Source organism: Paraburkholderia megapolitana, from assembly GCF_007556815.1.
Taxonomy (GTDB): domain Bacteria; phylum Pseudomonadota; class Gammaproteobacteria; order Burkholderiales; family Burkholderiaceae; genus Paraburkholderia; species Paraburkholderia megapolitana.
Window position 1 is genome coordinate 4419895 of the sequence record NZ_CP041745.1, and the last position, 13530, is coordinate 4433424.

Sequence of the window (13530 nt, forward strand, 5' to 3'; positions counted from 1 at the left end):
GCTGTTCTGTCACGCTTCGCGAGGCTGACTGTCCGCGTCCACGATGACTTCGATCAGATGCCGTTCTGCATCGAGCGACGGCACATTGAGCCGGATAATCTGCTGCGCGCGGGCGCCGGCCGGCAATCTTTCGATCTCGCCATCGGGGCGTACACCCTTCATCGCCCAGATCGCGCCGTTCGGCGCAACGAGATGACGGGCCAGTGTAACGAAATCCGCGAGGTCTGCGAATGCGCGCGAGACGATCACATCGAATTGGCTGGGTACTTCAACGCCGGGGCGCAGTGTTTCGACTCGTCCCGTCACCACGGACAGATTCGCTAGCCCAAGTTCGGCCTTGGCTTGCGCCTGGAAAGCCGTTTTCTTCTGAACAATGTCGTTCAGCGTGACGGTCCAGTCTGGAAATGCGATGGCGAGGACGATGCCTGGTAGACCGCCGCCCGAGCCGACGTCGAGTGCCGACGACGGACCGCGTCCTGCCAGATGCGGAACGATCGAAAGGGAATCGAGGATGTGCTGGATGACCATCTGGCGCGGATCGCGGATCGCCGTCAGGTTGTAGACGGCGTTCCACTTGATCAGCAGCGCGACGTAGTCGAGCAGCTTGCCCAGTTGCGCGTCGCTGAGCTGGACGCCCAGTTCGTCGGCGCCCTTTTTCAGCAGAACGGCCCATGCTTCGCGACCGGCATCGGAGCGGCCGGCGCCTCGGTGTTGCTGTGCCGTCATTGGGTCACCGGTGTGCCGCCGCTGTCGCCGTTGCTTGCGCTGCTCGCGGGTTTTGCCACACGTCGCCCCAAGCCGCGCTTCAGATGGACCATCAGCAATGAAATGGCTGCGGGTGTGATGCCTGAAATACGCGACGCCTGGCCAATCGTCTCCGGTCGGAACTGCGTCAGCTTCTGGCGCGCTTCGAACGAAAGACCGCGCACCTCCGCGTAATCGAGACTCTCTGGCAACCGTGTGTTTTCGTGCGCTTCATTGCGTTCGATTTCGTCGGCTTGTCGCTCGATGTAACCCTGATATTTGATCGCGATCTCGATCTGCTCCTTGATCTGGGCGAGCAGAACTTCATCGGTGGCGAGCGGCTCAGCGGGGCCACATGTGCCGTCGCGCAGGCCGCAGATGCCGTCGTAGCTCACACCCGGACGACGCAGCAGGTCGGCCAGACTGTATTCGTGATCGATTGCCTTGCCGAGCAACGCGGTCGCTTCCTCGGTAGGCAACGTCTTCGGATTGACCCACGTTGCACGCAGCCGCTCTGTTTCACGTGAAACAGCGTCACGCTTGCGGCTGAATGCGTCCCAACGGGCGTCGTCGACCACACCAAGTTCGCGGCCCGCTTCCGTCAAGCGCATGTCAGCGTTGTCTTCGCGCAGGCTCAAGCGATACTCCGCCCGGCTCGTGAACATCCGATACGGCTCAGACACGCCGCGCGTGACCAGATCGTCGACGAGCACACCGAGATACGCCTGATCGCGGCGCGGGCACCACGCATCCTTGCCTTGCACCTGCAAACCTGCGTTGATACCAGCCAGCAAACCTTGAGCGGCGGCTTCCTCGTAACCGGTCGTACCGTTGATCTGACCCGCGAAGAACAGGCCGTTGATCACCTTGGTCTCCAGCGATGCCTTCAATCCACGCGGATCGAAGTAGTCGTACTCGATCGCATAGCCCGGTCGCAGGATGTGCGCGTGCTCAAGTCCGTTCATCGAGCGGACAAGCTCGAGCTGGATATCGAAAGGCAAGCTCGTCGAAATACCGTTCGGGTAGAACTCGTTGGTGGTCAGTCCTTCCGGCTCGAGGAAGATCTGGTGCGACTCTTTCGATGCAAAGCGGTGGATCTTGTCCTCGATCGACGGGCAGTACCGCGGCCCCACTCCTTCGATCACGCCTGTATACATAGGCGACCGGTCGAGACCACTGCGGATGATGTCGTGTGTCCGCGCGTTGGTATGCGTCACCCAGCACGGCACCTGCCGCGGATGTTGAGCCGCGTTGCCGAGAAAGGAAAACACTGGCACCGGATCGAGATCGCCGGGTTGTTCTTCGAGCTTCGAGAAGTCGATCGTGCGACCGTCGATACGCGGCGGAGTACCGGTTTTCAGCCGTCCCTGCGGCAGCTTCAATTCTTTGAGCCGCGCGGACAAAGAAACCGCCGCCGGATCACCCGCCCGACCGCCGGTGTAGTTGTTCAAGCCGACATGAATCTTTCCATCGAGAAAAGTCCCCGCCGTGAGCACGACTGCACGTGACCGGAAGCGAACTCCCACCTGGGTCACCGCGCCGACTACCCGGTCGCCTTCAACCATCAAATCCTCGACGGCCTGCTGGAACAGCCAGAGATTCGGCTGATTCTCGAGACGATGCCGGATCGCCTGCTTATAAAGCAGACGGTCCGCCTGCGCCCGCGTTGCACGGACGGCCGGCCCTTTCGATGAATTGAGGATGCGAAACTGGATGCCACCCTCGTCCGTTGCCGCCGCCATCGCGCCGCCCAACGCATCGACTTCCTTGACCAGATGACCTTTACCGATCCCGCCAATCGACGGGTTGCAGCTCATCTGACCGAGCGTTTCGATGTTGTGCGTGAGCAGGAGCGTCGTGTTGCCCATGCGCGCAGAGGCCAAAGCGGCCTCCGTGCCAGCATGGCCACCGCCGACGACGATTACGTCAAATTCTGTGGGATAAAGCATCGCGGATCTCACGCAAGAAACCCTGCGTAAGCCTTTCTCAGGAAAATGTATGCGCGAATTATAGCGGGTTCGCTATTGGCCCGAATTTCGTCCGAGCGGCTAGCGATAAAAAAGCGCCGTGTTTCACGTGAAACACGGCGCCTGATTTGCCGATCGGCAGTCGCAACCGAATGCGTTACGCGACTTTCTTCACCAAACCCAGATAGGTTTCGATAACCCGGGGATTCTGCGCAAGCTCGCTCGCCGGCCCTTTCAGCGCCAGCTCTCCGGTTTCGAGAACGTAGCCGTAGTCGGAAATCTGCAGCGCGGCTCGCGCGTTTTGTTCGATCAGCAGTGTCGCGACATTGCTCGTCCGCAGTGCGCTGATGATGTGGAAGATTTCCTTCACGATAAGCGGCGCCAACCCGAGGCTCGGTTCGTCGAGCATCAGCAAGTCCGGCTTCCCCATCAGCGCGCGCCCGACTGCGAGCATCTGCCGTTCGCCGCCCGACAGCGTGCCCGCTGCCTGCTTGCGCCGTTCCTTCAGCCGCGGAAACAGGGCGAAAACTGGCTCCAGCTGATCAAGATAATTTCGCTCGCCGGCCCGCTTGCGCCGATAGGCACCGAGCACCAGGTTGTCTTCGACGGTCATCGTCGCGAACAGCTCGCGCTTCTCCGGTACCAGACACATGCCGCGCGCGACACGTTTCTCGACCGGGATCGCGCTGACGTCTTCACCGCGATAGACGATCGCCCCTTTCGCGTGGCCGATCACGGGCAACGCGCCCATGATCGCATTCAGCAGCGTGGACTTGCCCGCCCCGTTCGGTCCGATCACCGACACGATCTGTCCCGCGCGAACTTCGATCGCCGCGCCGTGCAGCGCCTCGACCTTGCCGTAGCGAACCGCGAGGCTGCTCACTTTAAGGATCGGCTCCGCGGTACTGTTTGCTTGTGTCGTCATCATTCCACCCCGCCGAGATAGGCTTCCAGCACCGCCGGATCTTTCTGCACGTCTTGCGGCAACCCTTCGGCTATACGTGTTCCGAATTCCATGACCACGAGGCGATCGGTCAGATTCATCACGAAATCCATATCGTGCTCGACCAGCAGCACGCTCATACCCTCTTCCTTCAACTTGCGCAGCAGCGTCGCGAGCTGCTGCTTTTCCTGGTAGCGCAGCCCCGCCGCGGGCTCGTCGAGCAGCAGCAGCGTCGGATCGCAACACAGCGCACGCGCAATTTCGAGAATCCGTTGCTGTCCGAGCGCGAGACCGCCGGCCTCCTCAAACATGTGCTGTTCCAGCCCGACCCGGCGAATCTGCCGCGCCGCCTCCGCCATCAGTCGACCCTCTTCCGCCTGGTTCAACCGGGCGACGCTGCGCCACACGCCGGCATGTCCACGCAGATGCGCACCGATCGCGACGTTCTCGAGCACCGTCATACCCGGCAGCAACTTGACGTGCTGGAAGGTCCGACCGATTCCGCGTTTGACGATTTCACGTGAATTCAGCGAATCGATCCGCTCGCCGCGGAACCTGATTTCACCGCTGGTCGCCTGTAGCACGCCGGTCACGAGATTGAAGGTCGTCGACTTGCCGGCACCGTTCGGTCCGATCAACCCGATGATCTGTCCAGCCTGCACCTCGAAGCTGACGTCGTTGACGGCAACCAGACCGCCGAACTGCTTGCGCGCCTTGTCGACGCTCAACAGCGGTTCGCCGGCGGTAGGCTTGCTGCGCTGCGGCAATGCTTCGGCATGCTCCGGCACGTGTGCCCGAGGACCGCGCGGGAACAGTCGCGCAACGAAAGGCCACACACCCTGACGCGCATACTGAAGCAGCAGCACCATCAGAATGCCGAAGACGATCACCTCGAAGTTGCCGTTCTCACCGAGCAGCTTCGGCAGCAAGGTTTGCAGATAGTCCTGCAGGATCGTGAGGATGGCTGCGCCCAGTACTGCGCCCCACACATGCGCGACTCCGCCCACTACCGCCATGAACAGGAACTCGATCCCGTGATTCAGGCCGAACGGCGTCGGATTCACCGAGCGCTGCAAATGCGCGTAAAGGAAGCCCGAGATCGACGCCAGCACAGCGGCGTAGACGAAAATCACCACGCGCATCCATGCCGTATTCACACCCATCGCCTCGGCCATCAGACCGCCGCCACGCAGCGCACGAATCGCCCGTCCCGGTCGACTATTAAGCAGGTTCTGAACAGACACCACAGCAACCAGCACAACGATCCAGATCAGGTAGTAGATGTGGCGTCCCGATTCGAGCGCGATGCCGAACACGTTGAGCACCGGGATGCCGTTGATGCCGTCGTACTTGCCAAGCATCTCGAGATTGCCAAACAGGTAGAACAGCGCGAGCCCCCACGCGATCGTCCCGAGCGGCAGAAAGTGGCCGGACAGGCGCATCGTCACCAGGCCAAGCAGCAGCGCGATCAACGCCGTGAGCAACACACCGACGATCAACGCGAGCCACGGCGATACGCCGAACTGCGTCGTTAGATACGCAGTCGCATACGCACCAACGCCAACGAACGCAGCCTGCCCAAAGCTCGTCATCCCACCAATGCCAGTGAGCAGCACGAGCCCGATCGCGACAATCGAATACAGCCCGATGTAGTTGAGCAGCGTCACCCAGTACTCGGGCACACGAACCGCGCCCGGCAGCACCGGCAACGCGAACATCACCACGAGGAACACCCAGAACAGCCCGTTTCTGAGGAGAGATTTCATCGTGTCAGTCCTCGTCCTCTTCGGCGTGCGGGCTCGCAAGACTGCGCCACAGCAGCACCGGGATGATCAACGTGAACACGATCACTTCCTTGTAGGCACTCGCCCAGAACGACGAATAGGATTCGAGCACACCGACCAGCACCGAGCCGGCTGCCGCAAGCGGATAGCTGACCAGGCCGCCGATGATCGCCCCGACAAAGCCCTTCAACCCGATCAGGAAGCCGGAGTCGTAGTAGATCGTCGTGAGCGGCGCGACGAGGATGCCGCACAGTACGCCGAGCCCTGCGGCGAGCGTAAAGGCGAGCCGTCCGGCCTGGGTCGTACCGATACCGACGAGCCGCGCGCCGAGCCGGTTCACCGACGTTGCGCGCAGTGCCTTGCCGGAGATCGTGCGGTCGAAATACAGATACAGCGCCACGATCAGCACGACGGCAGTGCCGACCACCCACAGGCTTTGCCCCGAGATCGACAGACTGCCGAGGTTGAACGTCGCATCGGAAAACGCATTGGTCCGCGAACCTTCCGCGCCGAACATCACGAGCCCGAGACCGACCAGCGCAAAGTGCACCGCCACCGCGACGATCAGCAGCAGCAAGGTGGTCGCTTCGGCGATCGGCTCATAGGCGAGCCGGTACAGGAATGGTCCCATCGGAATCACGATCAGCAGCGTCAGCGCGATCTGCACGATCATCGGCAGCGGATGCATGAAAGCGCCGCGCGTCACCGCATAGACCGCCACCGGAAACAGCAGATACTTGCCGGCCAGCACAGCGAGCGTGCGTGCTGCGTTCCTGCGGCGCTCCGCATGCCGCGCGAGCCCTGCCGTCTCGACGACGAAACACGCGACACCCATCGCGATCAGCAGCCAGCAGGTCGCTGGAAATTTCTGCGTCTGCAGCGCGGCAAGCGTCAACGCGCCATACGAAACGAATTCGCCCTGCGGGATAAAGATCACACGCGTGACCGAGAACACGAGCACCAGTGCCAGCGCGAGCAGCGCATAGATCGCACCGGTGGTGATCCCGTCTTGCGCGAGGATCGCCGCAATTGATAGATCCATACTTCCTCTTCGTGTGTTGCCTGAACCTCGAAACCGGCCACCGCGGACCCACGCCGCAGCGACGCGCTAACAGCGGCGCACGCGTGACTCACCCACCGCACCGCAATGCGGTGGGCGGGTGCCATTGTCGTCGATCAGAAAAACGGGCGGCGTCAGCGCCGCCCATGCGCGAGAGGCGCGTACCGCTTTAGTCGTTCTGCAGCTTCCACTTGCCGTCGACGACTTCGACGATCACGCGGGCGCGTTTGTCGAGGCCGTTATGGTCGGTCGGTGTGGTGTTCATGATGCCGTGCGAAACCGGCAGTTCCTTGATGTTTTCGAGCGCGCTGCGCAGCGCCTCGCGGAACTCAGGCGTACCCGGCTGGGCCTTCTTTAGCGCCTCTGGAATCGCCCGCTGCAGCATCTGGCCTGCATCCCATGCATGACCGCCGAACGTCGCCACTGAGCCCGTTCCATAGGCCGCTTCATACGCTGCCTTGTACGCGAGCGACGACTTCTTCACCGGGTTCGAATCGGGTAGTTGATCGGCAACCAGAATCGGGCCGGCTGGCAGCAGTTCGCCTTCGCAATCCTTGCCGCACACGCGCAGGAAGTCGTTATTCGCGACGCCGTGGGTCTGATAGACCTTGCCCTTGTAGCCGCGCTCCTTCAGCGTCTTCGCGGGCAGCGCCGCCGGCGTACCCGAACCGGCGATCAGGATCGCATCCGGATTGGTGCCCATGATCTTCAACACCTGCCCGGTCACCGACGCATCGGTGCGGTTAAAGCGTTCGTTCGACACCAGTTTCAGGTGATGGGCATTCGCGGCCGTACTGAACACGTTGTACCAGCTGTCGCCGTACGCATCCGCAAAGCCGATGAAGCCGACCGTCTTCACGCCGTGCCGCTCCATGTAGTCGGCGATTGCGTCGGCCATCAGGCTGTCGTTCTGCGGCGGCTTGAAGGCCCATGCGCGCTTCGCATCCATCGGCGAGATGATCGCCGCCGACGCCGCCAGCGAGATCACCGGCGTCTTGCCCTGCGACGCCACGTCGAGCATCGCGAGCGCGTTCGGCGTGACCGTCGAGCCGACGATCGCGTCGACGTGATCCTCGTCGATCAGCTTGTGCGTGTTCTGCACCGCGTGGCTCGTATCGGATGCATCGTCGAGCACGATGTACTCGACGCTCTTGCCGCCGATTTCCTTCGGCAACAACGCGATCGTGTTCTTCTCCGGAATGCCGAGCGATGCTGCCGGTCCCGTCGTCGACAGCGTCACGCCGATCTTCACCTGCGCGTTCGCCACACCTGCCCCGCACACCAGCGCCGCGGCAATGCCGGCGCGCACCCACTGTTGTCTTGTCGTTTTCATGGTCCGTCTCCAAACGCCTTGTCTACCTACCGTGTGATCCGGCCGCGAGCCGGGCTCTTGAATCTAGTGATCGGGTCCGGGCATGCCAAGCATGGTTTTCCCTGCTCAGCACATACGCAACATGCACAACACGCGCAACAAAAAAGGCACGTCGATTGCACGTGCCTTTTGAGTGTCCGGTCCAGTTCGCCAGTTCTCCGTTCAGTCGACAGCAAGTTGCGACTTGCTGCCGACAATCTGCACCATCACGTGCGCCCGCTGATCGAGATCAGTGTGATCGCTCGCGCTCATATTGAAGATGCCGTGTGACGCGAGCAGATGCTTAGTGCGCTCGAGTGCCGTGCGCAATGCGGGGTTGCTCGCTACCCCGACTCTCGCCGTCACGATCGATGCCGCACTGGTCCAATGCCAAGCTCGCTTCATTGCGCTCCTCACACCCGTTGTTCGCTGCGTCGCCGTGTTTGTTCGATTTAGATCTGGCGATTTCAAATACCGACCAACCGGTCGGTGAATGGCGAGTTTAACGGACGCTAACTGCGCGCGGCAAGCGTTTTGCAAGCATCAGACAAATGGAAAATGCCGTGCGCACCGGCATGGGGACAAACGCGCGCGATAACGAAAATGCGGGTGTGCGAGCGAATAAAAATTAGCGAACGCACAAAATAAAAAGCGCTGTTGGAATCATCCAACAGCGCTTTCGTGTGGGCACTGAGTGCCTCATGTCTCCTCGTTCTCCACCTGCAAATTTTCGCGGTGCATCAGAACTGCGTGAAGATTAAACGGCGGCCCCTGGACGGGCAACTAGCATTTACCCTAGTGGTGCACTGCGGCACTGATTTGGGGCGTCTCAGTACGCATAAATAGCGCGATTATTTGCGCCGTTCACACGCAGCTTCGTGCGATTAACTTTGCGATTTATCTTGGAGACCGAAGCATTTTTTCAATCGCGTGTTTCATGCGCGCAAGGGTCTCACACGCGCGACAATTTCACCGACAATGCCACGCCGGAATGCCAGCACGCAGGCGATAAAAATCAGCCCGGTCACGATGGTCGCCGATTCACCGAGCGAGCGAAACCAGTCGACCCCGGTCCACGATGCGAGCGCCGTGCCGATGTCGCCGAGACGGTCTTCGAGTGCGACGATCAGCGCCGCGCCGAGCAGCGGCCCAAACAGCGTGCCCATGCCTCCGACCAGCGTCATCAGGATGACAAGCCCCGACATCGTCCAGTACGCATCGCCCAGGGTTTCGAAGCCGAGCACCAGCACCTTCAGCGAGCCGGCAAGCCCCGCGATACCCGCGGAGAGAATAAAGGCGAGCAGCTTGAAGCGGTCGGTGTCGTAACCCAGCGATATCGCACGCGGTTCGTTCTCCTTGATCGCGGTCAGCACCTGGCCGAACGGCGAATGCACGATGCGTACGATCAGCAGGAACACGAGCACCATCGCCGCGAGTACCACGTAGTAGAGCGTCAGGTCCGAACCGAGATCGAGCAGACCGAACAGCTTGCCGCGCGGCACGCCTTGCAGTCCGTCTTCGCCATGCGTGAACGGCGCCTGCAGATACACGAAGTACACCATCTGCGCGAGCGCGAGCGTCACCATCGCGAAGTAAATACCCTGCCGACGGATCGCAAAGAGCCCGACCACAAGCCCTAGCAGCGTCGCTGCGACGACGCCCGCGAGCACACCGAGTTCCGGCGTGAGTCCGAGCGTCTGGATCGCGTAGCCGGTCGTATAGCCGGCCGTGGCCAGAAACATCGCGTGACCGAACGACAGCAGACCGGTGTAACCGATCAGCAGGTTGAACGCCGCTGCGAACAGCGCGAAGCACAGCACCTTCATCACGAACAGCGGATATACGCCGACAAACGGCACGACGAGGAGCACGAGCAGCAACAGACCATAGAGCGCTTTCTTCTGCATCACTTTTCCTTGCCGAAGAGCCCAGCCGGCCGGATCAGCAGCACGAGCGCCATGATGACGAACACCACGGTCGCCGAGGCTTCCGGATAGAACACGCGCGTGAGCCCTTCGATCACACCGAGCATCAACCCCGTGACGATCGATCCCATGATTGAGCCCATCCCGCCGATCACGACGACGGCGAAGACAGTGATGATCATCGGTTGGCCCATGAGCGGCGAGACCTGGATGACCGGTGCGGCGAGCACACCGGCAAACGCCGCGAGCGCGACACCGAAGCCATAGGTGAGCGTCACCATGCGCGGCACATTGATGCCGAACGCTTCGACGAGTTTGGGATTCTCGGTGCCCGCGCGCAGATACGCGCCAAGACGCGTGCGCTCGATCACGAACCAGGTCGCGAAGCAGACCACCAGCGACGCCACCACGACCCACGCACGATAGTTCGGCAGGAACATGAAGCCGAGGTTGGTCGCGCCCGAGAGCGCCTCAGGAACATCGTACGGCTGCCCCGAAGACCCGTAGATCGAGCGGAACACTCCTTCGACAACCAGCGTGATACCGAAGGTCAGCAACAGCCCATACAGATGATCGAGCTTGTACAACCAGCGCAGCATCGAGCGTTCGATGGCCATGCCGAGTACACCGACGATCAGCGGCGCCAGCACCAGCATGACCCAGTACGGCAGATTGAAATACGACAGCCCCATCCATGCGAGCATGGCGCCCAGCATGAACAACGCGCCGTGGGCGAAGTTGATCACGTTGAGCAGGCCGAAGATCACCGCGAGACCCAGGCTCAGAATTGCATAGAACGAGCCGTTTACGAGCCCGAGCAGCAACTGGCTCAGCATCGCCGGCAGCGGAATGCCAAAGATATCCATTGAACGCGTATTCCGTCGTCAAGGTGAAACCAATTACGGCCAGCCGCCCGCCGGCGGCGCGTCACATCTGGCGGGCGACCTCAGTCCTCGCCTACTTCCACAACGCGCAGCGCGTTTCCTGCTTCGTCGTAAAGGCCTGTTCGCCAGGAATCGTCGCGGTGATCTTGTAGTAGTCCCACGGCTCTTTCGATTCGGCCGGCGTCTTCACCTGCATCAGGTACATGTCATGGATCATGCTGCCGTCCTGACGGATGTAGCCCTTCGCGTAAAAGTCGTCGATCTTCTGCTTCTTGAGTTGCGCCATCACCTTGTCGGAATCGGTCGAGCCGACCGCTTGCACCGCCTTCAGGTAATTCGTCGCCGCTGAGTAGTCGGCGGCCTGCAGGCTCGACGGCATCTTCTTCATCTTGTCGAAGTAGCGCTGTGCCCACTTGCGTGTCGTCTCGTCCTTGTTCCAGTACCAGCTGTCGGTCAGCACGAGGCCCTGAGTGGTTTCGAGCCCGAGACTGTGGATGTCATCGATAAACACCAGCAGTGCAGCCAGCTTCATCGTCTTCGTGATGCCGAACTCCTTCGCCGCCTTGATCGAGTTAACCGTGTCGCCGCCGGCGTTCGCGAGGCCGAGAATCTGCGCCTTCGACGCCTGCGCCTGCAACAGGAACGACGAGAAGTCCGACGCCGACAGCGGCGCCCGCACCGCGCCGAGTACCTGGCCGCCGTTCGCTTTCACGACATCCGAGGTCGCTTTTTCCAGCGCCTTGCCGAACGCGTAGTCGGCGGTCAGGAAGTACCACGTCTTGCCGCCCTGCTTCGTCACTGCGGAGCCGGTGCCCTTGGCGAGCGCGACCGTGTCGTACGCATAGTGAATCGTGTACGGCGTGCACTGTTCGTTCGTCATCGTATCGGCGCCCGCGCCGACGTTGATGTACACCTTGTGCTTCTCGCCCGCGACCTGGTTCATCGCGAGGCCGGTCGCCGAATTCGTGCCGCCGATCAGCAGATCGACGCCGTCGCGGTCGAACCATTCGCGCGCGCGCGATGCTGCAATGTCAGCCTTGTTCTGGTGATCCGCGTAGACGAGCTGGATCGGCTTGCCGTTAACCTTGCCGCCGAAATCCGCGATTGCCATGCGGATCGACTCGAGTCCGCCTTGACCGTCGATGTCGGCGTAGAGCCCCGACAGGTCGGTGATGAAACCGATCTTTACCGCATCGTCGGCTGCCCGCGCCGTGCCGATCGTCAGCGCAGCGCCTGTGGCGAGCGCAAAACAGAATGACGATAGTCGCGCGAGTGTGGTCCTTTTCATGCGTGTCTCCTTCGTTTCATGCGTTGTTGTTAGATCTGGTTTCAAACCCCGAGCAGGTCGTGCAGCACCGGCATCTTGCATTCGAGTTCCCCAGCCCCGAAGTGTTCGACGATACGTCCATGCTCCATCACATAGAAGCGATCGGCGAGCGGCGCGGCAAAGCGGAAGTTCTGTTCGACCATCACGATCGTGTAGCCGCGCGCCTTCAGCGTCATGATCATGCGTGCAAGCGTCTGCACGATGACCGGTGCAAGTCCTTCCGAAATTTCATCGAGCAGCAGCAGGTTCGCACCGGTGCGCAGAATGCGCGCGACCGCAAGCATCTGTTGCTCGCCACCGGAGAGGCGCGTGCCCTGGCTCATGCGGCGCTCCGCGAGATTCGGAAACATCGCGTAGATTTCGTCGAGCGACATCGCGTTCGTAGTCGCACCGACCAGCGGCGGCAACAGCAGGTTCTCTTCGCACGACAGGCTCGAGAAAATGCCGCGCTCTTCGGGGCAATAACCGATCCCGCAATGCGCGATGCGATGCGTTGCCAGCGCGATCGTCTCGCGCCCCCCGATGCGAATCGAACCGGTACGCCGACCGGTCAGCCCCATGATCGCGCGCAACGTCGTGGTGCGCCCTGCACCATTGCGGCCGAGCAGCGTAACGACCTCGCCGCGGTGCACAGTCAGATCGACGCCGTGCAATATGTGGGATTCGCCGTACCACGCCTGTAGTCCGGCAATTTCCAGTGCGGGCTCCGCGCTGCTTGCCGCGTCGCTGACCTCGATGTTCTCGCGTTCGGTCACTGTGTTCATGCGTGGGCTCCTGCCAGCGCTGCCTCGGCACTGCCCATATAGGCCTGCATCACGAGCGCGTTCTTCGAGACTTCGGCGTAGCTGCCTTCGGCGAGCACTTCGCCCCGTTGCAAGACCGTGATCGTGTCGGAGATGCCGGCAATCACGTTCATGTTGTGCTCGACCATGAGGATGGTGCGACCGCTCGATACTTTTTTGATCAGCGCAGTCACGCGGTCCACGTCTTCGTGTCCCATGCCTTGTGTCGGTTCGTCGAGCAGCATCAGTTCGGGTTCCATCGCGAGCGTCGTGGCAATTTCGAGTGCGCGCTTGCGGCCGTATGAAAGCTCGACAGTCGGCACATCGGCGAAATCGGTGAGCCCAACCTGCGTGAGCAGATCCATCGCGCGATCGTCGAGTTCGCGCAGCGTGCGTTCGCTTTTCCAGAAGTGAAATGCGGTGCCGAGCGAACGCTGCAAACCGACGCGAACGTTCTGCAACACCGTCAGATGTGGAAACACCGCGGAGATCTGAAACGAGCGGATGATGCCGCGCCGCGCGATCTGCGCCGGCCGTTCGCCCGTGATGTCGACACCGTTGAACACGATCTGCCCGGCAGTGGGCACGAGAAACTTCGTGAGTAGATTGAAGCAGGTGGTCTTGCCGGCGCCGTTCGGGCCGATCAGCGCATGGATGGAGCCTCGGCGCACGCGCAGGTTCACCCCGTTGACGGCGATGAAGCCTTTGAACTCCCGTGTCAGTCCCCGCGTCTCGAGAATCGTATCGCCGAGAATCATGTTCC

The 13530-nt window shown here is 61.4% G+C and carries 11 protein-coding genes and 1 pseudogene; all 12 read right to left on the reverse strand.

The features are described 5' to 3' along the window. Window positions 1-9 precede the first annotated feature (9 nt). The gene (gene rsmG / locus FNZ07_RS33215) at window positions 10-726 is read right to left on the reverse strand and encodes a 16S rRNA (guanine(527)-N(7))-methyltransferase RsmG (protein WP_091017042.1); all 717 of its coding nucleotides are present in this window, start codon (window positions 724-726) and stop codon (window positions 10-12) included. After that, window positions 723-2693, reverse strand: coding sequence for a tRNA uridine-5-carboxymethylaminomethyl(34) synthesis enzyme MnmG (gene mnmG / locus FNZ07_RS33220; RefSeq protein ID WP_091017039.1), 1971 nt, complete (start codon window positions 2691-2693; stop codon window positions 723-725). Before mnmG ends, rsmG begins: the two co-directional genes overlap by 4 nt. A 175-nt stretch (window positions 2694-2868) precedes the next feature. Beyond that, a complete protein-coding gene (locus FNZ07_RS33225; RefSeq protein WP_091017572.1) occupies window positions 2869-3636 on the reverse strand; it encodes an ABC transporter ATP-binding protein in 768 nt (255 codons plus the stop codon). Beyond that, the gene (locus FNZ07_RS33230; RefSeq protein WP_091017037.1) at window positions 3636-5420 is read right to left on the reverse strand and encodes a branched-chain amino acid ABC transporter ATP-binding protein/permease; all 1785 of its coding nucleotides are present in this window, start codon (window positions 5418-5420) and stop codon (window positions 3636-3638) included. Before FNZ07_RS33230 ends, FNZ07_RS33225 begins: the two co-directional genes overlap by 1 nt. Before the next feature lie 4 nt (window positions 5421-5424). Then, window positions 5425-6480 (reverse strand): branched-chain amino acid ABC transporter permease, encoded by a 1056-nt coding sequence (locus tag FNZ07_RS33235; protein ID WP_091017035.1) that lies wholly within the window; start codon window positions 6478-6480, stop codon window positions 5425-5427. A gap of 187 nt (window positions 6481-6667) precedes the next feature. Further along, the gene (locus tag FNZ07_RS33240) at window positions 6668-7831 is read right to left on the reverse strand and encodes an ABC transporter substrate-binding protein (protein WP_091017032.1); all 1164 of its coding nucleotides are present in this window, start codon (window positions 7829-7831) and stop codon (window positions 6668-6670) included. A gap of 201 nt (window positions 7832-8032) precedes the next feature. Beyond that, window positions 8033-8194 (reverse strand): annotated as a pseudogene (locus tag FNZ07_RS33245) (ABC transporter substrate-binding protein); the annotation flags it as partial. Window positions 8195-8784: 590 nt separating this feature from the next. Then, the gene (locus FNZ07_RS33250; protein WP_091017028.1) at window positions 8785-9756 is read right to left on the reverse strand and encodes a branched-chain amino acid ABC transporter permease; all 972 of its coding nucleotides are present in this window, start codon (window positions 9754-9756) and stop codon (window positions 8785-8787) included. After that, window positions 9756-10640, reverse strand: a complete 885-nt coding sequence (locus FNZ07_RS33255; RefSeq protein ID WP_091017025.1) for a branched-chain amino acid ABC transporter permease — start codon at window positions 10638-10640, stop codon at window positions 9756-9758. The genes FNZ07_RS33250 and FNZ07_RS33255 overlap by 1 nt, the downstream gene beginning before the upstream one ends. A 91-nt stretch (window positions 10641-10731) precedes the next feature. Next, entirely contained in the window at window positions 10732-11946 is a 1215-nt protein-coding gene (locus FNZ07_RS33260) for an ABC transporter substrate-binding protein (protein ID WP_091017023.1), read from the reverse strand. A gap of 41 nt (window positions 11947-11987) precedes the next feature. Beyond that, the gene (locus FNZ07_RS33265) at window positions 11988-12749 is read right to left on the reverse strand and encodes an ABC transporter ATP-binding protein (protein WP_091017020.1); all 762 of its coding nucleotides are present in this window, start codon (window positions 12747-12749) and stop codon (window positions 11988-11990) included. After that, complete coding sequence (locus tag FNZ07_RS33270; RefSeq protein WP_091017019.1) at window positions 12746-13525, reverse strand: ABC transporter ATP-binding protein; 780 nt, start codon at window positions 13523-13525, stop codon at window positions 12746-12748. The genes FNZ07_RS33265 and FNZ07_RS33270 overlap by 4 nt, the downstream gene beginning before the upstream one ends. Window positions 13526-13530 lie beyond the last annotated feature (5 nt).